Source organism: Stenotrophomonas indicatrix, assembly GCF_050573115.1.
Lineage (GTDB): Bacteria > Pseudomonadota > Gammaproteobacteria > Xanthomonadales > Xanthomonadaceae > Stenotrophomonas > Stenotrophomonas lactitubi_A.
Genome location: NZ_JBNYZT010000008.1, coordinates 108,611 through 129,336 on the forward strand (window position 1 = coordinate 108,611; position 20,726 = coordinate 129,336).

20 protein-coding genes are annotated in these 20,726 nt (G+C 66.5%); 13 read left to right on the plus strand and 7 right to left on the minus strand.

Annotated elements, in window-relative coordinates; translation table 11 throughout:
* Window positions 1-72 precede the first annotated feature (72 nt).
* Window positions 73-1,242 carry a lytic polysaccharide monooxygenase gene (locus ACQ5SA_RS17795; RefSeq protein WP_499315324.1) on the minus strand — a complete coding sequence of 390 codons (1,170 nt, stop codon included), beginning with the start codon at window positions 1,240-1,242 and terminating at the stop codon, window positions 73-75.
* A gap of 236 nt (window positions 1,243-1,478) precedes the next feature.
* Window positions 1,479-1,964 carry a DUF1203 domain-containing protein gene (locus ACQ5SA_RS17800; protein ID WP_353101527.1) on the minus strand — a complete coding sequence of 162 codons (486 nt, stop codon included), beginning with the start codon at window positions 1,962-1,964 and terminating at the stop codon, window positions 1,479-1,481.
* 135 nt (window positions 1,965-2,099) lie between these two features.
* Here ACQ5SA_RS17800 and ACQ5SA_RS17805 point away from each other — a divergent pair, with 135 nt between their 5' ends.
* The 4 genes from ACQ5SA_RS17805 (at window position 2,100) to ACQ5SA_RS17820 (ending at window position 6,863) form a co-directional block, all read left to right on the plus strand.
* Window positions 2,100-3,293, plus strand: a complete 1,194-nt coding sequence (locus ACQ5SA_RS17805) for a GGDEF domain-containing protein (RefSeq protein WP_499315326.1) — start codon at window positions 2,100-2,102, stop codon at window positions 3,291-3,293.
* 119 nt (window positions 3,294-3,412) lie between these two features.
* Window positions 3,413-4,939 (plus strand): alpha/beta fold hydrolase, encoded by a 1,527-nt coding sequence (locus tag ACQ5SA_RS17810; RefSeq protein WP_499315328.1) that lies wholly within the window; start codon window positions 3,413-3,415, stop codon window positions 4,937-4,939.
* Complete coding sequence (locus ACQ5SA_RS17815) at window positions 4,936-5,682, plus strand: ABC transporter ATP-binding protein (protein ID WP_100553960.1); 747 nt, start codon at window positions 4,936-4,938, stop codon at window positions 5,680-5,682. The genes ACQ5SA_RS17810 and ACQ5SA_RS17815 overlap by 4 nt, the downstream gene beginning before the upstream one ends.
* Entirely contained in the window at window positions 5,679-6,863 is a 1,185-nt protein-coding gene (locus ACQ5SA_RS17820) for an ABC transporter permease (RefSeq protein WP_230112880.1), read from the plus strand. Before ACQ5SA_RS17815 ends, ACQ5SA_RS17820 begins: the two co-directional genes overlap by 4 nt.
* Before the next feature lie 72 nt (window positions 6,864-6,935).
* Here the strand turns inward: ACQ5SA_RS17820 and ACQ5SA_RS17825 are convergent, their stop codons facing one another.
* Window positions 6,936-7,361 carry a DUF7832 domain-containing protein gene (locus ACQ5SA_RS17825; RefSeq protein WP_394196686.1) on the minus strand — a complete coding sequence of 142 codons (426 nt, stop codon included), beginning with the start codon at window positions 7,359-7,361 and terminating at the stop codon, window positions 6,936-6,938.
* Between the two features lie 67 nt (window positions 7,362-7,428).
* On the minus strand, window positions 7,429-8,217 hold the full coding sequence (locus tag ACQ5SA_RS17830; protein ID WP_499315332.1) for an AraC family transcriptional regulator: 789 nt from the start codon (window positions 8,215-8,217) through the stop codon (window positions 7,429-7,431).
* 75 nt (window positions 8,218-8,292) lie between these two features.
* Between ACQ5SA_RS17830 and ACQ5SA_RS17835 the strand changes: the two genes are divergently transcribed.
* Window positions 8,293-8,547 (plus strand): hypothetical protein, encoded by a 255-nt coding sequence (locus ACQ5SA_RS17835; protein ID WP_230112882.1) that lies wholly within the window; start codon window positions 8,293-8,295, stop codon window positions 8,545-8,547.
* Between the two features lie 74 nt (window positions 8,548-8,621).
* On the opposite strand, the gene ACQ5SA_RS17840 is transcribed toward ACQ5SA_RS17835, so the two are convergent.
* Both ACQ5SA_RS17840 and ACQ5SA_RS17845 read right to left on the minus strand, forming a co-directional pair.
* Entirely contained in the window at window positions 8,622-9,629 is a 1,008-nt protein-coding gene (locus tag ACQ5SA_RS17840; RefSeq protein ID WP_499315334.1) for an energy transducer TonB, read from the minus strand.
* Between the two features lie 200 nt (window positions 9,630-9,829).
* A complete protein-coding gene (locus tag ACQ5SA_RS17845; RefSeq protein WP_089237670.1) occupies window positions 9,830-10,459 on the minus strand; it encodes a TIGR00645 family protein in 630 nt (209 codons plus the stop codon).
* A gap of 113 nt (window positions 10,460-10,572) precedes the next feature.
* On the opposite strand from ACQ5SA_RS17845, the gene ACQ5SA_RS17850 reads away from it, so the two are divergent.
* The 5 genes from ACQ5SA_RS17850 (at window position 10,573) to ACQ5SA_RS17870 (ending at window position 17,697) form a co-directional block, all read left to right on the plus strand.
* A complete protein-coding gene (locus ACQ5SA_RS17850; RefSeq protein ID WP_251474249.1) occupies window positions 10,573-11,262 on the plus strand; it encodes a glutathione binding-like protein in 690 nt (229 codons plus the stop codon).
* A gap of 157 nt (window positions 11,263-11,419) precedes the next feature.
* Window positions 11,420-13,645 (plus strand): S9 family peptidase, encoded by a 2,226-nt coding sequence (locus tag ACQ5SA_RS17855; protein ID WP_499315340.1) that lies wholly within the window; start codon window positions 11,420-11,422, stop codon window positions 13,643-13,645.
* A gap of 25 nt (window positions 13,646-13,670) precedes the next feature.
* A complete protein-coding gene (locus tag ACQ5SA_RS17860; RefSeq protein WP_230112887.1) occupies window positions 13,671-14,186 on the plus strand; it encodes a cytochrome c oxidase assembly factor Coa1 family protein in 516 nt (171 codons plus the stop codon).
* Window positions 14,187-14,485: 299 nt separating this feature from the next.
* Window positions 14,486-15,856 carry a M12 family metallo-peptidase gene (locus ACQ5SA_RS17865; protein WP_499315347.1) on the plus strand — a complete coding sequence of 457 codons (1,371 nt, stop codon included), beginning with the start codon at window positions 14,486-14,488 and terminating at the stop codon, window positions 15,854-15,856.
* 38 nt (window positions 15,857-15,894) lie between these two features.
* Window positions 15,895-17,697, plus strand: a complete 1,803-nt coding sequence (locus ACQ5SA_RS17870) for a DUF885 domain-containing protein (protein ID WP_499315349.1) — start codon at window positions 15,895-15,897, stop codon at window positions 17,695-17,697.
* Window positions 17,698-17,766: 69 nt separating this feature from the next.
* Here the strand turns inward: ACQ5SA_RS17870 and ACQ5SA_RS17875 are convergent, their stop codons facing one another.
* Window positions 17,767-18,225 carry a hypothetical protein gene (locus ACQ5SA_RS17875; RefSeq protein ID WP_099819834.1) on the minus strand — a complete coding sequence of 153 codons (459 nt, stop codon included), beginning with the start codon at window positions 18,223-18,225 and terminating at the stop codon, window positions 17,767-17,769.
* A 183-nt stretch (window positions 18,226-18,408) separates the two neighbouring features.
* On the opposite strand from ACQ5SA_RS17875, the gene ACQ5SA_RS17880 reads away from it, so the two are divergent.
* From ACQ5SA_RS17880 to hemB, 3 genes are all read left to right on the plus strand, one after another.
* Window positions 18,409-18,657 (plus strand): hypothetical protein, encoded by a 249-nt coding sequence (locus ACQ5SA_RS17880; RefSeq protein WP_032952021.1) that lies wholly within the window; start codon window positions 18,409-18,411, stop codon window positions 18,655-18,657.
* Between the two features lie 123 nt (window positions 18,658-18,780).
* Window positions 18,781-19,698 (plus strand): bestrophin family protein, encoded by a 918-nt coding sequence (locus ACQ5SA_RS17885; protein WP_230112890.1) that lies wholly within the window; start codon window positions 18,781-18,783, stop codon window positions 19,696-19,698.
* A 19-nt stretch (window positions 19,699-19,717) separates the two neighbouring features.
* Window positions 19,718-20,707 (plus strand): porphobilinogen synthase, encoded by a 990-nt coding sequence (gene hemB / locus ACQ5SA_RS17890; protein WP_025877543.1) that lies wholly within the window; start codon window positions 19,718-19,720, stop codon window positions 20,705-20,707.
* The last annotated feature ends 19 nt before the right edge of the window (window positions 20,708-20,726 follow it).

Genomic DNA, 20,726 nt, shown 5'->3' on the forward strand with positions numbered 1-20,726 from the left:
CGCTTACTTTGCTGAGATGAAGCTCACATTGTTCGGGGAACGGCGTTCTTCCGCCGTTCCCCGAATGACATCTCAGTAGGGCACCCACGCATCGCGCCAGGCGGCACCCGCACCAGGCCGATATGCCTCAGCATTGACGTTGCACCATGCACCTTCCGGGAACGGGCGGCAGGCATACAGCTTGCCATCGCTGCCCTTCACCACGGTCTGGCCCGGCACGTAACTGCCGATGCCGGCGGGGTATACGTGGTCGAAGTCACCGCCGGGGGACGGCGTGCCCGGGTCTGGCACCTTCGTGTCCAGCTGGAAGCGGTTGCCGTCCCTCAGGTACACGCGGTTGTCGGTGGCCGAGGAGGCCGGCGTGATCGCGCCGTTGCTGAGCACGCCGACGCGCGCATGCTGGGCACTGGCATTGACCTTGCGGGCCAGCGCCAACGGCCACTGCGCCGGCGTGGTCTGGCCTGCGGCCAGCGTTGCTTCCACACGTTCCACGTCGTTGCCGTTGGCATTGAACACCCGCAATGCCAACGTGGTGCCCACGGGCAGCTCGGTACGCGCGGTGACCGGCCCGGCATCCTGCCACTGCGGCACCGGCGTGGTACCGCCGCCGCCCTCAAAGCGCACATCCATGCAGGTGTAGAACGCTTCGGTCGAATCCGAGCGCTGCCAGGTGTTGTAGATCACATGCTGGCCGCTGCGCTGCGGCAGCGTGCACTGCAGCTTGTAGGTGCCATCGGCCGACAGCGGCGTATTGCCCAGCGAACAGAATTCCTGCAGGTCGGCCCAGCGCAGTGGGCTGCCCGGCTGCCAACCGGCGCGGGTGACGAAGAACTTCCAGTCACGCGTGGCATGCGGGGCGGTGGCCTTGAACACGAAGGTGAACTTGCCGTTCGCATCGGGCTGGATCGGCGTGGTCTGCCAGTCGCTGCGCTCCAGGTCCAGGCCGCGGAAGGTCGGGTTGTTGCCGCTGCACAGCTTGCCGTCGGGCACCACGGCCTGGTGGTTGCCGTTGGCGTTGGCCTGGTTGATGCCGTTCCAGTCGTAGAACGCCTGCGAGCCGGCCACTGCCTTGGCTGCCGCACACGCCGGGTTGGTGGGGTTCTCCGGGTTGCTCTGGAAGCAGGCATAGACGCGGCTGACCGGGGTGATCATCGTGCCGTGTGCGGCCGCGTTGCCGGCAACGCCAACACCGGCGCCAACGAAGACGGTAGCCAACAGCAATGGGGTGTATCGCAGAGACATGGCGCATCCTTGTGGTCGTCGAAGGGAGCGGTGACCGCAGCACCCGCGCTGAGCCGCGCGACGGACGATGAGCGGTACCGCCGCGAGTATCGAGCTGCCGTGCACAGTGGGAAACCACGTCAACGCCGATCCGTGACTACGTGTGTGAAGCCCTTCCCGCAGGCTTCACGCCACGCTGAACGGATACGCTGGCGGTCACGCCTGCAGCGCGGCGGCGATCACGTTCGCGCGCACCGTCATGACTGTTGATTGCCTGCCCGATCCACCTGGCACGAAAAGCATCCATGCCCTGCGTTGTGCAGTTGTACGAAGGCCACCGTCGCATCGGCGAACAACCGGTCCAGGTGCGCGGCAACCTCGGTGCCCTGGCAGACCAGGCCGCTCAGCATGAAGTCCGCGCTGTCATAGGCGCGCACCGAGATCAGCCGACGGTGCACGTAGGCGGGTACCACGCCTGCCGGCAGCACGCAGCGGGTCGCACCGCGCTGCACGAAGATCGGACCCGAGGCGCGGTAAGGCGAATGCGTGGCCAGGTGTCTGTAAGGCAGCAGAAGCAGTTCCGCACCCGCGGGCGCGTCAGTCAGGCTGACCCTGCAGGGGAAGCCGCCGCTGTCGCCGGCGCGCCGCCGCACGATTCCCTGTGCGGCCAAGGCGTCGTCGCTGGTTTCGAAAAGCGCTTCGAACGGCTGGTGGTCGATGCCACTGAGTTGCCACGCATGCATGGAGTGTCTCCCGGTTTTCCGCGCATTCTGTCGGTGCCACGGACCGCGTGCTCGCCATTTTCCGCCACCGGATTCGATGGCGCGCCTGGCCCTGCCCAGGTGCAACGGTCCGTGCGGCCGCCGCAAGGCGCTAAGATGCGCGCGCCGCCCTTCCTGCAGCGCCGCATGTCCCTGGATTTTCCCACCGTCGCCGTGCTTGGCTTCCTGCTCTGCGTGGGCATCGCGCTGGGGTTCTCGTTGCTGCTGGTGGTACTGCGCGGGCAACCGGTGTTGCGGCTGTGGACGCTCAGCCTGTGGGCCCTGACCCTGGGGGTGACCCTGCTGGCGCTGCGTCCCTACCTGCCGCAGGTGCCGGCGATTCTGGCCGGCAACGCGGCGATGGCCGCCTGCGCGGTGCTGCTGCTGCGGGGCATGGCCCTGCATCTGGGCCAACCCCTGCCGGCATGGCGACCACTGTTGCTGGTGGCCGCGTTCATGGCCGGCATCTTCCTGTTCCTGGTGCCGTGGCCGAACCTGCTGGTGCGCCTGCATGTATTCAGTGTGTTCGCTGCGATCATCGACGGCTGGATCGCCTGGCTGCTGCTGCGCCATGCCCCGCCACAGCAGCGCACCAGCTGCAGGCTGGCCGCTGCGGTATTCCTCGCCGAGGGCCTGCTGTACGTGGTGCGCCTGTTCCTGCCCGTGGCTGCCGGCGCAGGTGAGGACATCATGCGCACCGGCACGCCGATGTTCGTGACCTACTTGGCCGGGGTGATGCTGGAGTTGGCCCGTTGCTTCGCGCTGGTGCTGCTGCTGGTCGAACGCATGCTGGTGGAACTGCGCCGGGCTGCGCGGATCGATGGCCTCACCGGCCTGCTCAATCGCAGCGCGGTGCTGGCGGATGGGCAGCTGCAGCTGGAACAGGGGCGCCGGCACGCTACGCCGTTGGCAGTGCTGCTGCTGGATGTGGATCATTTCAAACAGGTCAACGACCGCTGGGGTCATCTGGCGGGTGACCACGTGCTGCAGCATTTCACCGGGGTGCTGCAGCGCTGCGCGATCGGCCGCGTGCATCTGCTCAGCCGCTATGGGGGCGAGGAGTTCCTGTTGCTGCTGCCAGGCAGCAACGGCAATGAGGCGACAGCGCTGGCCGACGCGATCCGCCACGGGCTGCAGCAACGTCCAGCCCTGCTCGATACCGGTCCGGTGGCGGTGACCGCCAGCATCGGGCTGGTGCTGGACGATGGCCGGACCGATCTTTCCGGCTTGATCGCGCTGGCCGACACCGCTCTTTACAGGGCAAAGGCCGAGGGCCGCAACCGCCTGGTGGCGGTGCCGACGCCGGCCTAGGACATCCACCTGTCGCCGCCAGCGCCCGGCGCGTGTAAGTTGGGTCACATCTGTTTGGTCACATCTGCCGCGGCACACCGTCGTGGTGGACAGGAACATTCCCAGGGGAATCACGCACGATGCAACGACACCATTTCGCGCGGGCCGGGTTGCTGGCCAGCATGCTGATTGCCGGCTGCAGCGCACCGCCGCAGGCAGGCACCGACGGCGCAGACGATACGCCCAGCCGCCGCTACGGCCAGATCGATTTCCGCCCCTGTACGCTGGCCACCGAAGGCGCCAACGACAACGTCGAGGCGCAGTGCGCCACGTTCCAGGTGCCGGAGGACCGGAGCAAGCCGGAGGGTCGCAGGATCGACCTCCGCGTGGCCTGGCTGGAGTCGGGCAACAGCGGTTCGGGCCTGCCAGACCCGGTGTTCTTCCTGGCCGGCGGCCCCGGCCAGGCGGCCAGCGAGGTGGCTGTCATCGTCGATATGGCACTGCGCCAGGTGCGCAAGCAGCGCGACGTCTTCCTGATCGACCAGCGCGGCACCGGCGGCTCCAATCCGCTCAACTGCCTGGGCGCGGACGGCAAGGAGCTGCCGATGGATGAAGACGCTGCGCCCAGCGAAGTGCTGCTGCGCGAGTACGCGGAACGCTGCGCTGCGTCGCTGAAGGGCCGTGCCGACCCGCGCTTCTATACGACCACTGAGGCCATCGCCGATCTGGACGCGGTGCGCCAAGCGCTGGGCGCCGACACGCTCAATCTGGTCGGTGGCTCGTACGGTACCCGCGTTGCCCAGCGCTACGCGGCTGCCTATCCGCAGCACACCCGCAGCATCGTGATCGATGGCGTGGTACCGAACGATCTGGTGGTAGGGGGTGAGTTCGCCAATACCTTCGACAACGCCATTACGCTGCAGTCGGCGCAGTGCCGCAAGGATGTTGCTTGCAGCAAGCGCTTCCCGGTCGACACCCGCGCACAGCTGCGCAGCGTCGCGGACACCCTGCGCCGCACGCCGGTTACCGTCGAGTACCGCGATCCGGGCACGAATGCGCCGCGCAAGGATGTGTTGACCCCGGACAGCGTGGTCGGCTTGGCGTTCGCTTTCTCCTACGTGCCGCAGTACTCCTCGCTGCTGCCGCTGGTGCTGGATGAAGCCGCCCAGGGCCGCTATGCACCACTGGCCTCGCTGGTACGCGGTGCGACCCGCAGCATGGATTTCCAGATCAACCGCGGCATGCAGTGGTCGGTGATCTGCAGCGAAGATGCACCGCGCTACCAGGCGCCGGCGGAAAGCGGAGATGCGTTGTTCGGACCGGAAGCGGCGCGTGCGTTCTTTGCCGCCTGCCCGGTGTGGCCGCACCAGCCGGCGCCGGCTGATGCTGCAGTGCCACTGCGCAGCGATCTGCCGGTGCTGCTGCTGTCCGGCGAGCTGGACCCGGTGACGCCGCCGCGTTACGCCGAACAGGTGCTCAAGGGGCTGCCGAAGGGACGTGCGCTGGTTGCCCGCGGGCAAGGCCACGGCACCCTGGCCGCCGGTTGCATGCCGCGCCTGCTCGGCCAGTTCATCGACACCACCGATGCCAAGGCGCTGGATGCCAGCTGCCTGGACACGCTGAGCTACGTGCCGGCGTTCACCTCGTTCAACGGATGGGCCCCATGATCGTCGCCGACAACCTGCACAAGGCCTTCAATACCCGCACCGGCCGTATCCAGGCGGTGGCCGATGTCGGCTTCCGCGCCGAGGATGGGCGCATTACCGGACTGCTCGGGCCGAACGGCGCCGGCAAGACCACCACCATGCGCATGCTATACACGCTGATGACGCCGGATGAAGGCAGCATCACCGTCGATGGCATCGATGCCGCCCGCAATCCGGTGGAAGTACGTCGCCATCTCGGCGTACTGCCCGACGCGCGTGGCGTCTACAAGCGGCTGACCGCGCGCGAGAACATCGCCTACTTCGGCGAGCTGCATGGCCTGTCCGCGTCGCGCATCCGCGAACGCATCGAAGTGCTGTCGCATGCGCTGGACATGGCTGACATCCTCGATCGCCAGACCGATGGCTTTTCGCAGGGCCAGCGCACCAAGACCGCCATTGCCCGTGCGCTGGTGCACGACCCGCGCAACGTGATCCTCGACGAGCCCACCAACGGCCTGGACGTGATGACCACCCGCGCACTTCGCCGCTTCCTGCTGGGCCTGCGCGAGGAAGGGCGCTGCGTGATCCTGTCCAGCCACATCATGCAGGAGGTCGGTGCGCTGTGTGACCACATCGTAATCATCGCCAAGGGCACGGTGATGGCCGCAGGCAGTGCCGATGAACTGCGTGCGCAGTCCGGCGAACCCAACCTGGAAGATGCGTTCGTGAAACTGATCGGCAGCGAAGAGGGCCTGCACGCATGAGCATGATGTCGACCATGATGACGGTGATGCGCAAGGAACTGCGCGACCTCTCGCGTGACCGCCGCACCCTGCTGCTGACCCTGCTGTTTGGTCCCTTGCTGTACCCACTGCTGATCCTGGGCATGGGCAAGCTGGCCGAAAGCCGCGTGCGTATCCAGATCGAACAGCCGCTGCAGATCCCGACCATCGGTGCCGAGAATGCGCCGAACCTGGTGCGTTTCCTGGCGGCGCAGGGGCTGAACACTACTCCAGCACCGAAGGATCTGGCCGAGGCGATCCGCTCGCAGGAGATCGACGTGGCCCTGCGTATCAGCCCCGATTTCGGCAAGGACTGGGCCGATGGCAAGCCCGCGCTGGTGGAGGTGATCCGTGACAGTACCCGGCGCGCCGCCGAGGTACCCAGCGCCCGCCTGCAGGCGGCCCTGGCGACCTACAACGGCCAGGTCGGTGCGCTGCGGTTGATGGCACGTGGCGTCGACGCACAGGTCGCGCGGCCGCTGGATGTGGCCACGCAGGACATGGCCAGTGCCGAGGCCAAGCGCGGCATGATGCTGTCGATGCTGCTGCCGGTGCTGCTGACACTGACCTCGTTCATCGGTGGCGCGTACCTGGTGATGGATGCCACCGCCGGTGAGCGTGAGCGGCAATCGCTGGAGCCGCTGCTGGCGACCCCGGGTTCGCGCAGTGCCATCGTCAGCGGCAAGATCGCCGCCGCCTGCGTGGTCGGCTTCGCCTCGTTGCTGCTGACGTTGATCGCGTTCAAGGCCAGTGCGCAGATCGCGCCCGGCAATGTCGGCCGGCAGCTCAACATGAACATCGGCTCGATGCTGCAGATGCTGCTGGTGATGGTGCCGATGCTGCTGATCGGCACCTCGCTGCTGACCTTCCTCTCGGCCGCCGCCAAGAGCATGAAGGAGGCGCAGAGCCACATGACCTGGCTGGTGCTGCTGCCGATGCTGCCCGGCTACGCGCTGATGGCCTACCCGGTGAAGAGCGAGCTGTGGCAGTACGCGGTGCCGTTCTTGTCGCAGAACCAGATGCTGCTGAAGGTGATCCGCCACGAGGCGATCAGCCCGACCATCTGGGCGGTCTACCTCGGCGCAAGCCTTGGCCTGGCCGCAGTGCTGTGGTTCGCTGCGGTGCGCCGCTACCACAACGAACGGCTGGCGATTTCCGGCTGAGCGTAACCGGTAGCGCCGGGCCATGCCCGGCGGATGCAGAACGAGGCCCGGTCATCCCGGGCCTCGTTGTTTTCAGGAGCGTGCTGCCTGCCAGGTGGTGAAGCGCTGGGCAATCACCGGCGCCAGTCGATCAAAATTTTCCCAGGTGTCTGCCGCGTGGTAGATCGAAGGGAGGTCATCTGCGAGCAGCTCGATGTAGTCATCCGGGTAAAGACAGTCATCAGCCTGGTAGTACTCCAGCGTAAAAGCGTTCGCCTCGTCGTTGACCATGTCGTCCAGGAACTTGCCGTCGCACACCAGCAGGAACTGACCGGGTGTCATCGTGCGCTGGGTCAAGGCATGCAGTTCGTCCTTCATGTCATCGACCAGTTCTTCTCCGGCCATACCCTGCAGCAACAACCAAGCCACGTACATGCCGATGTGCGTCGCACCGGCCTCGGGTGCAAGGTCGGCGGGAAAATCCCCGTCGGAATGCCAGCTGGCGTCGTCGTACTTCATCTGCCTTCCTCTTGAAATCGACAAGCAGCTTAGGTCGCGAAGAGGTACGAAGGGAGTGTTGAATACGTCAGCCTCCCCCATACCGCGCCGGAGTCACTCCCATTTCGCGCTTGAACACCGCGATGAAGGCACTGGGCGTGTCGTAGCCCAATGACAGTGCGACGGTGGTGACCGGTTCGCCGGCCAGCAATCGCGGCAGCGCCAGCAGCACGCGCAGGCGCTGTCGCCAGTGGGTCAGGGTCATGTTGGTCTCGGCCTGCCAGCGGCGGGCGAGGCTGCGACTGGACAGGCCGCTCGCCGCGCCCCAGTCCTCTACGGTGCGAGTGTCATGCGGCGCGCGCGCCAGGGCCGACGCGATGCGGCGCAGGCGGCGGTCGCTGGGTTGCTGCAGGGCCAGCGGCAATGGCGTGCCGGCGGCGATCTCATCGATGATCACCCCGGCCAAGCGCTGTTGCACCGCATCCAACGCCTGCCCGGACCACTGCAGTGCCCGCGGCACTGCTACCTGCAGCAGGTCGCTGGGCTGGAAGATGCGTGGTGTGGTGGGCAAGCCCGCGCAGGCTTCCCTGCTGAAGTACAGGCTCCAGCCATCGAAGCTGCCGATGCTGGACAGCGCATGCGGGTGCTGCGGCGGAAGCCACGCCACGTGGCCGGCCGGAAGCAGCCAGTGGATGTCGCCCGCCTCGATCCGCAACAGGCCCGTGTGGGCGCCCAGCAGTTGCCCGCGCGCATGCTGGTGGCGGGCGGTGCGGCGCGCACCCGGCATCGCCAGCTGCGTGCCGAACAGGGCCGGTCCCTCTCTGGCATCAGCCAGTGCAGGATCGATCAAAGGCCTCTGGGGTGTCTGCTTTGCCATATCGATTGGCAGTTATACGGCAGAACTGTCGGAAACGAGCGTCGACACTGGTCGTCCATTCCCCAGGAGCACGCCATGCAACCGCAGGACATCCTTCCCGATCACCAGAACGACGTGCAGGTGAACGGTCTCACCGTTCGCAAGGGCAGTGTCGGTGCCTTCCTCGCCAGCGTCCGCGACTGGCAGGACCCAGCCAGTGACGATGCCACCCGTGCCGCCGCCGAAGCCGATCTGCGCAGTCTGCTGCCCGGGCTGCACGCGCTGGGTCTGTTCCAGGTGCTGGCCGCACGTGATCCGGCGCTGCAGCGGTTGATCGACGGCGCAGCCTGAAACGGGCAAGGCCCGGACATGCCGGGCCTTGCTCCAGAACCGCCGGGCGCGGCCCGGCGCTACCGCCTTGGGCATCAGCCGCCCGGTGCGAACACCAGCGTGCGGCGGGTGGTGACCGGGGCATTGACCGGCTCGAAGCGCCAGCGCTTGACCGCGTTGAGTGCTTCGCGATCAAAGACGCGCGAGGGCGTCGCACGCAGCACGCGCGCATTGGTCACCGAGCCGTCGGTGCCGACGGTGATTTCCACCAGTACTTCGCCGGAAGTGCCCGAACGCAGCGCATCGGCAGGGTAACGCGGTGCCGGTGTGCTGACCGGGCGCAGGCTTGGCGCGGCGGCGGTCGCTGCCTGGCGGGCGGCGTTGGCCTGCTGCGCCGCGGCCTGCTGCTGCTTCTGCTCGGCATCGCGGCGGGCGGCGGCCTGGCGCTCGGCTTCCTGGCGCTCGCTGTCACGACGGGCAACATCCTGCTGCGCGGCAATCTGCTTGGCCGCCTCGGCTTCCTTGGCGCGCTGTTCGGTCAGGCGCTGCTGCTCGGCCAGCTGCTTGGTGCGGTCTTCAGCGTCCTTCTTGACCTTCTCGGTCTCGTCTTCGGTGCGCTTGGCTGCAACCTGTACGCCCTTGCTCAGGCCTTCCTTCAGGCGCGGCAGGGCCGGGGCCGAGGCGTCGACCTTTTCGATCAGGGCGACCAGCCGCTGCGCTTCGGCGAAATCTTCGCGGCCCAGGTGCTGCTCGGCGGCGATCAGGGTGTAGGGCAGCAGGTCGGTCAGCGCGCTCTTCACCGAGGCGTCGTCCGGCGTCTTGTCGCGCAGTGCCAGGTAATACTCGATGGCGTTGTCGCCGGCCGGGGCGTACATGCGGTTCTCGCGCAGTGCCTGGCTGGCCGATTCGCGCAGCTGTTCGGTGCCCATCGACTGCACCTTGGCGGCCACGGTCGGTGCGGCTGGCGCCGCAGCGACGGGGGCGGCGGCACCCTGCGCGGCCGGAGCCGGTGTTTCTTCCTTGCCCGAGCAGGCAGCCAGGGCCAATGCCAGAGCGACCGGCAACCACCGGCGCGCGGCAGCGATCATTGCGACGTGCGACATCCTGCTCCCCTCTAAGAAGACGACGTTACGAAAAACGTAGATACGCATGGCCGGGACCGAAGGTCCGGGCGTGGCGGGGGACGTTTCCCAGCGTCACCGTCGCCTGCAGCGAGGGTGCAATCTAGCATCCCGGCCACCCTTGCGTACAAGGGCCGGGAGCGGGACCGGCAGCGGCAACCGTGCCGCCGCCGGCGTTGGCGTCAGTGCGCGGCAGCCTTGCTGTGGCTGTTGGACATCAGCTTGTCGGTCCAGGCGATGCCGATCGCCGACAGGATGAACACGCAGTGGATGATGGTCTGCCACAGCACGCCATCGGGGGTCAGGGTCGTGCAGGTATCGGGGCCGGCGTTGTAGAAGCTGGCCGATGCCGACGAAGCCGCCGCCGCCCATTGTTCCGGCTTGCACAGCGGCAGGCCGTCCAGCGGGCTGGCTGCAATGAACGTCTTCAACAGGTGGATCGAGGAGATGCCGATAATCGCCATCGCCAGCTTCACCTTCAGCACGCTGGCGTTGACGTGGCTCAGCCATTCCGGCTGGTCCGGGTGGCCCTCCAGGCGCAGGCGCGAGACGAAGGTTTCATAGCCGCCGACGATCACCATCACCAGCAGGTTGGAGATCATCACCACGTCGATCAGGCCCAGCACGATCAGCATGATCTGCTGCTCGCCCATCGACACCGAGTGCGAGATCAGGTGCCACAGTTCCTTGCCGAACAGGAACACGTAAACGCACTGGGCAACGATCAAACCCAGGTACAGCGGCAGCTGCAGCCAGCGGGTAGCGAAGATCAGGCTGGACAGCGGGGACAGTAGCGGACGGTTTGCACTCATGCGGAGGATGCTGCGTTTCGGGGGAGAGGCGAGGTTACCGGCCCGCCATGACGGTGCCAAGCCAACGCACGCACTAGACTTCAGGTTCCTTTCCGTACCCCAGAGCCGCCGCCATGATCGACCTGTATTACTGGCCTACCCCGAACGGCCACAAAGTGACCCTGCTGCTGGAAGAAGCCGGCCTGGAGTACCGCATCCACCCGGTCAACATCGGCTCCGGAGACCAGTTCAAGCCGGAATTCCTGGCCATTTCCCCCAACAACAAGATGCCGGCCATCGTCGACCACGCCCCGGCTGACGGCGGCGCCCCGCAGAGCGTGTTCGAGTCCGGCGCGATCCTGCTGTACCTGGCCGAGAAGACCGGCCGCTTCCTGCCGGCCGACCCGCGTGGCCGCGTCACCACCCTGGAATGGCTGTTCTGGCAGATGGCCGGGCTGGGCCCGATGAGCGGGCAGATGGGCCATTTCAATGTGTACGCGCCGGAGAAGATCCCGTACGCGATCGAGCGCTACGACAATGAAGTGCGCCGCCTGCACGGGGTGATGGACAAGCGCTTGGCCGAGCACGCCTTCCTGGCCGGCGAGGACTACACCATCGCCGACATGGCCAGCTACCCGTGGGTTGGCGCCTACGACAAGCTGCCGGCCGACTTCGACGCCTTCCCGCACCTCAAGCGCTGGCACCAGGCCATCGCCGCCCGTCCGGCCACCCAGCGCGCCTATGCGCTGCGCACGCAGGTGAACCCGGACGCTGGCAAGCCGCTCAGCGACGAAGAGCGCAAGCACCTGTTCGGCAAGCGCTGACCCGGCACGGTGGGTGCCGACCGTTGGTCGGCACTCATCATGGGAAGACCTCATGGGCAGAAGGTCATGCTGTCTTCCCGCACCGGCTTGGTTAGGATGGAGGCTGACCGTCCCGCGCCTGCCGCGGTGACGGACCTGCCGTTTGCCGGGATCCTCCATGCGCCATCTGTTCGCCTCGCTCGCCCTCATGCTCGCCACCAGTACCGTCGCCCACGCTGAAAAACTCACCCTGGAAGCCATCACCGGCCCGCTGCCGCTGTCCGGCCCGACCCTGATGAAGCCGAAGGTGGCGCCGGACGGCTCGCGCGTGACCTTCCTGCGCGGCAAGGACAGCGACCGCAACCAGCTGGACCTGTGGAGCTATGACATCGGCAGCGGCCAGACCCGCCTGCTGGTGGACTCGAAGGTGGTGCTGCCGGGTACCGAAACCCTCAGTGACGAAGAAAAGGCCCGCCGCGAGCGCCAGCGCATCGCCGCGATGACCGGCATCGTCGACTACCAGTGGTCGCCGGACGCACAGCGCCTGCTGTTCCCGCTGGGCGGCGAGCTGTACCTGTACGACCTCAAGCAGGAAGGCAAGGCGGCAGTGCGCCAGTTGACTCACGGCGAAGGCTTTGCGACCGACGCCAAGCTGTCGCCCAAGGGCGGCTTCGTCAGCTTCATCCGCGGCCGCAACCTGTGGGTGATCGACCTGGCCAGCGGCAGGCAGATGCAGCTGACCGCTGATGGCAGCACGACCATCGGCAACGGTATCGCCGAATTCGTCGCCGACGAGGAGATGGACCGCCATACCGGTTACTGGTGGGCGCCGGACGATTCGGCCATCGCCTACGCCCGCATCGACGAAAGCCCGGTGCCGGTGCAGAAGCGCTATGAAGTCTATGCCGACCGCACCGATGTGATCGAACAGCGCTATCCGGCCGCGGGCGATGCCAACGTGCAGGTGAAGCTGGGCGTGATCTCGCCGACGGAACATGCGCAGACGCAGTGGATCGACCTCGGCAAGGAGCAGGACATCTACCTGGCCCGCGTCGACTGGCGCGATCCGCAGCACGTGAGTTTCCAGCGCCAGTCGCGCGACCAGAAGAAGCTGGACCTGGTGGAGGTCACCCTGGCCTCGAACCAGCAGCGTGTGCTGGCCCACGAAACCAGCCCGACCTGGGTGCCGCTGCATAACAGCCTGCGTTTCCTCGACGACGGCAGCATCCTGTGGTCGTCCGAGCGCACCGGCTTTCAGCATCTGTATCGCATCGACAGCAAGGGCAAGGCCGCCGCGCTGACCCACGGCAACTGGTCGGTCGATGAACTGCTGGCGGTCGATGAAAAGGCCGGCCTGGCGTACTTCCGCGCCGGTATCGAATCGGCGCGCGAAAGCCAGATCTACGCTGTCCCGCTGCAGGGCGGCCAGCCGCAGCGCCTGTCGAAGGCGCCGGGCATGCACAGCGCCAGTTTCGCGCGCAACGCCAGCGTGTACGTGGACAGCTGGTCCAACAACAGCACCCCGCCGCAGATCGAACTGTTCCGCGCCAATGGCGAGAAGATCGCCACCCTGGTCGAGAACGATCTGGCCGATCCCAAGCATCCGTATGCGCGCTACCGCGAGGCGCAGCGCCCGGTCGAATTCGGCACGCTGACTGCCGCCGACGGCAAGACGCCACTGAACTACAGCGTGATCAAGCCGGCCGGCTTCGATCCGTCCAAGCGCTACCCGGTGGCGGTGTACGTGTATGGCGGCCCGGCCAGCCAGACCGTCACCGACAGCTGGCCCGGCCGTGGCGACCATCTGTTCAACCAGTACCTGGCCCAGCAGGGCTATGTGGTGTTCTCGCTGGACAACCGTGGCACCCCGCGCCGTGGCCGTGACTTCGGTGGCGCGCTGTATGGCAAGCAGGGCACGGTGGAAGTAGCCGACCAGCTGCGTGGCGTGGCGTGGCTGAAGCAGCAGCCGTGGGTGGACCCGGCGCGCATCGGCGTGCAGGGCTGGTCCAACGGCGGCTACATGACCCTGATGCTGCTGGCCAAGGCGTCGGACAGCTACGCCTGTGGTGTGGCCGGCGCACCGGTCACCGATTGGGGCCTGTACGACAGCCACTACACCGAGCGCTACATGGACTTGCCGGCGCGCAACGATGCCGGCTACCGCGAAGCACGCGTGCTGACCCACATCGAGGGCCTGCGGTCGCCGCTGCTGCTGATCCACGGCATGGCCGACGACAACGTGCTGTTCACCAATTCGACCAGCCTGATGAGCGCGCTGCAGAAGCGTGGCCAGCCGTTTGAACTGATGACCTATCCGGGTGCCAAGCATGGTCTGTCCGGTGCCGACGCACTGCATCGGTACCGCGTTGCCGAAGCCTTCCTGGGACGTTGCCTGAAGCCTTGATCATCATCCGGGAAGGAGCCCGCCCATGACCCTGCCACCGCCGATTCCTGCTCCCTCCCACCTGCGATCTGGCTGGTGGTGCCGGCATTGGCGCTGGGCGATGCCGTTGGCGGTGCTGCTGTTCCTGATCGCACTGGGCGGTGCCATCGCCTGGAGCGTATTGCGTTGGACCGAAGCCGCGCACGACAGTGCGCCGATGCGTGAGGCGATGCGTCGCGCCGGCTGCAGTGTCGAACTGGTGCAGGTATTCGGCGAACCGCTGCAGGCCGGCACGCTGCCACTGGGCAGCATGCAGACCGCCATCAACGGCGAGCGCGATGTCGGGCTGACCGTGGCGCTGGAAGGACCGCATGCGCACGGGCGGTTGTTCGTGAAGGGCACCCGCAGCGACGACGTGTGGGATTACCCGGTGATGTACGTGCTGGCCGAAGACAAGCAGACTTTCGACCTCAGCGCGCTGGATGATGCCGAAGCGGCCGGCGAATGCGAACTGCAGGCGTGTCGTGATCGGGGTGATTGCCCGCTCACGCTGGCGTTGTGACTGTACGACGGACCGAGGAATCAGAGACTGTCGCGATCCGCCACAGTTGAATTCACTCTTCCCGATCAAGCCCCGGCTCGGCTCAGCACGTCTCGGGAGAGACCGCTCAATTCCGACACCGCACGACGCTGGTGAGCCGGTTCTCTATTGGCGCAGCCTTCAATCTTCGCTGCTTCGATAGCGTGGATTGATAGTGCGAACGACGTCCCGGAATGCTGGCGCAGGCTCACTCCAATGATTGATCCGTTGCAGCGTAGATCTGGCTGCAACGTTTCACTTCATCCTGGAAGGAGCGTGCAATGCGAACGTCTGCAATCAGGAGCGTGGTAGCGCTGACAGTCTTTGCGCTGCTGTTGGTCACACCCGGCATGGCTGCTGAACCATTCGTGGAGGTGCTCTCGGACGCGCCATTGGCTGTAGCGGAGCAGCAACAGCGCCGAGCAGGGGATGATGTGGACTGGGTGCGCCGGGTTCGCGTGAATGAGGCCGCCTTGGCTGCTGATGAGATCACCGTCGATCTCCACGACATGGTTCTTCACCTTGTCCGCGATCCTTCCGAACCCCTGTTCGAGAGCGTGCAGAGTGTGATCTACCGGCCTGCGGGTGACGAAGGTGCCGAACGAGAGGTGCGCTCGATCTCAGGCCTGCAGTGGGTGGGCAAGGTGAAGTCCGTAGCGCTGGATGTTGAAAGGAAGCTTGGGCAGCCTACGTACGTGAGAATCTGGTCGGACGCTTCAGGAACACATGCGAGATTCAGCCATGGGTTCTGGCATTACACGCTGGACGGTGATCGACTGATAAAGCGCGATGTGCGCCGCGCTCTACGAGACGAGCGTGACGATGTAAGGGACCGGCGACCAGATCGGCCCGCTCCAGACCTTCCTCCAGGAATCGCCGCCGGAGGGAGCGGCGAAGGGCGCGATGTGATTCGGGTTGCGTACGGCTTTGCGGCAGGTCCGCTGGTGGGCGGGCTGGATCCGGCCATCGAGCAGGTCAGGGCTGCGGTGATCGAGGCCAATGCCGGATTTGCAGCGAGCGGTATTGAACTGGAGTTGCAGACGGCGGCCAACGCGCTTCCGGGATACCGCGAAACCACGCTTGATCAGACTCTCGATGACATCGCAAAGGGTAGGCACGGACCACTCTGGTTGCTGCACGTGGCGCGGGAGGGTGAGCGAGCCGACGTAATGGTGATGATCGTCGATACACATTCGGGCGCTCCCGCATGCGGATTGGCCCAGCAGGTATTGGCGACCCGCGAAACGGCCTTTCTCGCTGTTGAGCGCAGATGCCTGGACCAGCACACCCTTGCGCATGAGATCGGCCATTTGCTGGGAGCGGATCATGATCCCGGGAACGCCGCACTTGATCCGCCCAGATTCGCATACGGGCACGGCTATCGTTTCAACGAGCAGGCTGCGCCCGGCTGGCGTACCGTCATGGCCTCGGAGTGCATTCATCGGGCCTGCCCGCGGGTGAATCTATGGTCATCCCCGGTGATCCAACATGAGGGCCTGCCAACCGGATCGGCTGATCTTCATGACAACGCAAGAGTCCTGCGCGAGACGAAAGGCGTCGTTGCAGGCTTCTACCCGGATCCGCCATCGCAGAACCCCGATGCCTTATATCCGCACCCCGTGACGTCCGGCCGATTGTCGCCACCGCCATGAGCGCGTAGGGTGCGGTCAACCCTGTCCTGGAGTGCTCCATGAAGCCGATCGCGCTTGCCATCGCCCTGGCCCTGACCGCCGCCCCGCTGCTGTCGGCCCCACCGGCCCTGGCCGCATCGGCCGCCAAGGCCTCCACGCCGGCCAGCCCGGCCTGGGTCGCACGCAGCAACGCGCTGGCGCAGATCCTGCTGGATGCCCAAGGTCCGTTCCAGCCCGAGGAAACCGGCTTCTTCGGCGTGCCCGGCTACGACGACAAGGTCGCCGATCTCGGCCCGGAGAATGACCAGCGCTATCGCGACGCGATGGCCAAAGCCCGCGACGAACTGAAGGCCAAACTGGCCAGCGAGAAGGATCCCAACGTCCGCCAGGACCTGGAGATCATGATCGCCGCCGCCAACCAGAGCATCGAAGGCAGCGAGCTCAATCAGAAGTACCTGCTGCCGTGGCGTGATGCGCCGCAGAGCGTGTTCAGCGGCCTCAACCTGCTGCTGTCCGACCAGGTGCCGGCCGAGCGCCGGGCCAAGGCGCTCGATCGTCTCAAGGCGTATGCCGGCCTGCAGCCGGGTGGCACCGCGTTCACTACGCTGGCCCGTCAGCGCTACGAAGAGCGTCTGAAGGACAGCACGCTGCTGCAGCCGACGAAGATCGAAGTGCAGCAGTCGCTGGACAACGTCGAGACCTACATCACCGGTATCGAGTCGCTGCTGAAGAAGTACCAGGTCGCTGGTGCCGACGAGGCGATGAAGGCGCTCGCCGCACAGATGAAGGACTACGCCGCATGGACCCGCAAGGAGGTGCTGCCGAAGGCACGTGCCGATGCGCGCCTGCCGGCCCCGCTGTACGCGTATCAGCTCAAGCAGGTCGGCATCGATATCGACCCGAAGCTGCTGATGCAGCGCGCGCAGCTGGAGTTCATGGAAACGCGCTCGGCGATGCGCCAGCTGGCGCCGCTGGTCGCGAAAGAGAAGGGCTTGAAGGTCAGTGACCCCAGCGACCCGGTGGCGGTGATCCGCGCGCTGAAGAGCGAGAAGATCGCCGATGACCAGCTTGAGGGCCACTACCGCAAGGTGATCGACGCCATCGATCCGCTGATCCGCGAACACCGTATCGTCGACGTGCCGCAGCGTGCGATGCAGATGCGCCTGGGCTCGGCCGCCGAGAGTGCTGCCAGCCCGGCACCGCACTTCCTGCCCGCGCCGCTGGTCAACAACACCGGGCAGCAGGGCACCTTCGTGCTGCCGCTGGGCAACCCGGCCGCCGGTGCGGGCGCGCAGTACGACGACTTCAACTTCGGTTCGGCGGCGTGGACGTTGAGCGCGCATGAAGGCCGCCCGGGCCACGAACTGCAGTTCACCGCGATGGTCGAGCGTGGCGTGTCGCTGGCGCGCACGATGTTCGCGTTCAATTCGGTGAACGTGGAAGGCTGGGCGCTGTACGCCGAAGCGGAGATGGTGCCGTACGAGCCGCTGGACGGGCAGATGATCGCGCTGCAGTTCCGCCTGCTGCGTGCCGCCCGCGCCATGCTGGACCCGATGCTCAACCTCGGCCTGACCGACCGTGCCAACGGCGAGCGCGTGCTGATCGAGCAGGTGGGCCTGTCCAAGGCGATGGCCACCCAGGAACTGGACCGTTACATGGTGCGCATGCCGGGCCAGGCGGGCAGCTATTTCTACGGCTACACCCGCATCCTCGAACTGCGCATGCAGACCGAGCTGGCACTGGGCGCGAAGTTCGACCGTCTGGCGTTCAACAACTTCCTGCTCGACCAGGGCCTGTTGCCGCCGGACCAGCTGGCCGAAGCGGTGAACCAGGTGTTCGTGCCGAAATACCAGAAGAACTGACCGGTAGTGCCGGCCGCTGGCCGGCATTGCCTTTGCCCTGCGGGTGCCGGCCAGCGGCCGGCACTACCGTCACCGCTGCGGGGTGATCGTCTGCGTCGGCAGGCGCGCCGGCGGCGCCGGATTCGGCACCCAGATCGCCACGCCGGCCGCGCGCTTCTGCGTGGTCGGTATGCCGATGCCCACGCCACCGCCCACGTGCGAACCGTAACTGCCGGCACCCACCGACATGCCGACCGGTGAGCCACTGCTGCCCACGCCCATCAGGATCACGCCGTTGGCACCGAGCGCGGCCGCTTCGCGCTTCAGGCGCGCCACGGCGGCATCGGTCTGGCCCTGCGTGCCAAAGCCCACTGCCGAAGACGACTCCAGCTGGGCGATTTCCTGCGAGCCGGCGGGCGGCGTCGAATAGATCTGCACCTGCGCCGGATCGATCGGTGCACGGGCGCGGCCCAGCATGACCTTGGAGGTGCTGGCGCAACCGGCAACGGTCAGCAGCATGGCCGCCAAGGCGACCCAACGGATGTTCATGGCGTATACCCCTGTAGGACTGGTTCGGATCATCAGCCGGGCACTCTGAATCGGCGCCAACATCGGGGCTCGACCCATGGCCGCACGCTAGCACGGTGCCGGTGAGGTTGACGGCAACGGCGGTAGGCGGCGCTGCCGGGAACGGCTATGGTTGGGAGCAAGAACAACCACGGGGAGTGCGCTATGGGTGTGATCAGTCTGTTGTGGGGCGTACTGGCCCTGTTGTGGATGATCCTGGCGTTGATACCGCTGCTGGGCTGGGGCAACTGGTTCCTGATCCCATTTGCTGCGGTCGGCGCGATCATCGCCGCGCTCGGCATCCTGTTCACCCACCCCAGCAAGCGCGGTCGGGCCTGGACCGGGCTGATCCTGAACGGCATCGTGGTGGTGGTCGGCATCCTGCGCCTGGGGCTGGGTGGCGGCGTGATCTGAGCCGATCCGGTCGGTGCGACAGGGCGTCGCAGTGACACGGCCGCTGGCCGGGCAGGGAGTAGAATGGGCGGCTGCGCGAGCCCCCCGCGTGCCTGTTGAACCGCGCGCAGCGCGGCTGCTCCCATGATCATTCGTTCCCGTCCCCACGGCTGGCAACTGCTGTACATCCTGCGTGGATCCATCGTCCCGGCGATCGCGCCGAAGGTACTGGCCATCCTCACCCTCTCCATCGCGGTCGCCGCGGTGGTGGAACTGGCGCCGCCGATCGGCATCGAGCGCGTCTCGGTTACCCCGTTCACCCTGCTCGGCCTGGTCCTGTCGATCTTCCTCAGCTTCCGCAACAGCGCCTGCTACGACCGCTGGTGGGAGGGTCGCAAGCTGTGGGGCCAACTGGTGTTCGAATCGCGTTCGCTCGCGCGGCAGGTACAGGTGCTGCTGGCCGACGATGCGCTGCGCCGCCAGCGCATCAGCTACCTGACCACCGCATTTGCCTATGCACTGGCCGCGCGCCTGCGCGCCCGCGACGTGGCGCTGGCGGCGGTGCCATGGCTGGACGAGGAACAGCGCGGGCAGCTTGCCCAGCGCGGGAACGTGCCCGATGCGCTGCTGGCGATGATCGCCGCCGAACTGGCCCAGGCCCGTCGCGAAGGCGCGCTCGATTCCATTCTTTACGTCCAGCTGGAAGAGCGCCTGCACGCGATGTCCTCGATCCAGGCCGGCTGCGAGCGCATCCTCACCACCCCGCTGCCGTTCGCCTACACCCTGCTGCTGCACCGCTGCGCCTGGATGTTCTGCGTACTGCTGCCGTTCGGCCTGGCCAGTTCGCTGGGCTGGGCCACGCCGGTGCTGTCGGCCGTGCTGGCCTATGCCTTCTTCGGCCTGGACCAGCTGGGTGAAGAAATGGAAGACCCGTTCGGCCTGGAGCCGAACGACCTGCCGTTGGACGCGCTGGTGCGCACCATCGAGATCGATCAGCTCGATGCCCTCGGCGAACGCCCCTTGCCCGAACCCCTGCTGCCGCAGGGCTACCTGTTGCAATAGCCACTCCTCGGAGCCTGCCATGCCTCATCCCCATTACCGCCCGCGGCGCATGCGCCATGACGAATTCTCGCGCCGCCTGATGCGCGAGAACACGCTGACCACTGACGACCTGATCTATCCGGTGTTCGTGCACGAACCGGCTGGCCGCGTTGCGGTGCCGTCGATGCCCGGCGTGGAGCGCCTGTCGATCGAAGAACTGCTGAAGGTGGCCGAGGAAGCGCTGGAACTCGGCATCCCGGTGATCGATCTGTTCCCGGTTCTGGACGCCTCACAGAAGTCGCTGGATGCTTCCGCGGCCTGGGCCGAGGACGGCCTGGCGCAGCGTGCGATCCGCGCGCTGAAGTCGCGTTTCCCGGAACTGGGGGTGATGACCGACGTTGCCCTGGATCCGTACACCACGCACGGCCAGGACGGCATCATCGATGACAAGGGCTACGTGCTCAACGACATCACCGTCGAAGCACTGGTCAAGCAGTCGCTGTCGCACGCCGAGGCGGGCGCGGACATCATCTCGCCCTCGGACATGATGGATGGCCGTATCGGTGCGATCCGTCGTGCGCTGGACGCCGACCACCACCTCAACGTGCGCATCATGGCCTACTCGGCCAAGTACGCCTCGGCGTTCTACGGCCCGTTCCGTGACGCGGTGGGCAGCGCGGCCAGCCTCGGCAAGGCTGACAAGAAGACCTATCAGATGGACCCGGCCAACGGCGACGAGGCGATGCGCGAGATCGCGCTGGACCTGGAGGAGGGCGCGGACATGGTGATGGTCAAGCCGGGCATGCCGTACCTGGACCTGGTGCGGCGGGTGAAGGAAACCTTCGGCGTGCCGACCTTCGCCTACCAGGTCAGCGGCGAGTACGCGATGATGAAGGCGGCGTTCGCCAACGGCTGGCTGGACGAGCGTGCCTGCGTGCTGGAATCGCTGCTGGGCTTCAAGCGTGCCGGCGCCGATGGCGTGCTGACCTATTTCGCGCCGCAGGTGGCGCGTTGGCTGCGCGAGCGCTGACAATAGCGCCCACGACGGA

What these genes read in the sequence shown, in the direction of transcription:
- ACQ5SA_RS17880 (WP_032952021.1), top strand. Translation starts at nt 18,409, where the DNA reads ATGGGTGTGATCAGTCTGTTGTGGGGCGTACTGGCCCTGTTGTGGATG.
- ACQ5SA_RS17840 (WP_499315334.1), bottom strand. Translation starts at nt 9,629, where the DNA reads ATGTCGCACGTCGCAATGATCGCTGCCGCGCGCCGGTGGTTGCCGGTC.
- ACQ5SA_RS17845 (WP_089237670.1), bottom strand. Translation starts at nt 10,459, where the DNA reads ATGAGTGCAAACCGTCCGCTACTGTCCCCGCTGTCCAGCCTGATCTTC.
- ACQ5SA_RS17820 (WP_230112880.1), top strand. Translation starts at nt 5,679, where the DNA reads ATGAGCATGATGTCGACCATGATGACGGTGATGCGCAAGGAACTGCGC.
- ACQ5SA_RS17800 (WP_353101527.1), bottom strand. Translation starts at nt 1,964, where the DNA reads ATGCATGCGTGGCAACTCAGTGGCATCGACCACCAGCCGTTCGAAGCG.
- ACQ5SA_RS17810 (WP_499315328.1), top strand. Translation starts at nt 3,413, where the DNA reads ATGCAACGACACCATTTCGCGCGGGCCGGGTTGCTGGCCAGCATGCTG.
- ACQ5SA_RS17835 (WP_230112882.1), top strand. Translation starts at nt 8,293, where the DNA reads ATGCAACCGCAGGACATCCTTCCCGATCACCAGAACGACGTGCAGGTG.
- ACQ5SA_RS17885 (WP_230112890.1), top strand. Translation starts at nt 18,781, where the DNA reads ATGATCATTCGTTCCCGTCCCCACGGCTGGCAACTGCTGTACATCCTG.
- ACQ5SA_RS17830 (WP_499315332.1), bottom strand. Translation starts at nt 8,217, where the DNA reads ATGGCAAAGCAGACACCCCAGAGGCCTTTGATCGATCCTGCACTGGCT.
- ACQ5SA_RS17870 (WP_499315349.1), top strand. Translation starts at nt 15,895, where the DNA reads ATGAAGCCGATCGCGCTTGCCATCGCCCTGGCCCTGACCGCCGCCCCG.
- ACQ5SA_RS17815 (WP_100553960.1), top strand. Translation starts at nt 4,936, where the DNA reads ATGATCGTCGCCGACAACCTGCACAAGGCCTTCAATACCCGCACCGGC.
- ACQ5SA_RS17825 (WP_394196686.1), bottom strand. Translation starts at nt 7,361, where the DNA reads ATGAAGTACGACGACGCCAGCTGGCATTCCGACGGGGATTTTCCCGCC.
- ACQ5SA_RS17855 (WP_499315340.1), top strand. Translation starts at nt 11,420, where the DNA reads ATGCGCCATCTGTTCGCCTCGCTCGCCCTCATGCTCGCCACCAGTACC.
- ACQ5SA_RS17850 (WP_251474249.1), top strand. Translation starts at nt 10,573, where the DNA reads ATGATCGACCTGTATTACTGGCCTACCCCGAACGGCCACAAAGTGACC.
- ACQ5SA_RS17875 (WP_099819834.1), bottom strand. Translation starts at nt 18,225, where the DNA reads ATGAACATCCGTTGGGTCGCCTTGGCGGCCATGCTGCTGACCGTTGCC.
- hemB (WP_025877543.1), top strand. Translation starts at nt 19,718, where the DNA reads ATGCCTCATCCCCATTACCGCCCGCGGCGCATGCGCCATGACGAATTC.
- ACQ5SA_RS17865 (WP_499315347.1), top strand. Translation starts at nt 14,486, where the DNA reads ATGCGAACGTCTGCAATCAGGAGCGTGGTAGCGCTGACAGTCTTTGCG.
- ACQ5SA_RS17860 (WP_230112887.1), top strand. Translation starts at nt 13,671, where the DNA reads ATGACCCTGCCACCGCCGATTCCTGCTCCCTCCCACCTGCGATCTGGC.
- ACQ5SA_RS17805 (WP_499315326.1), top strand. Translation starts at nt 2,100, where the DNA reads ATGCGCGCGCCGCCCTTCCTGCAGCGCCGCATGTCCCTGGATTTTCCC.
- ACQ5SA_RS17795 (WP_499315324.1), bottom strand. Translation starts at nt 1,242, where the DNA reads ATGTCTCTGCGATACACCCCATTGCTGTTGGCTACCGTCTTCGTTGGC.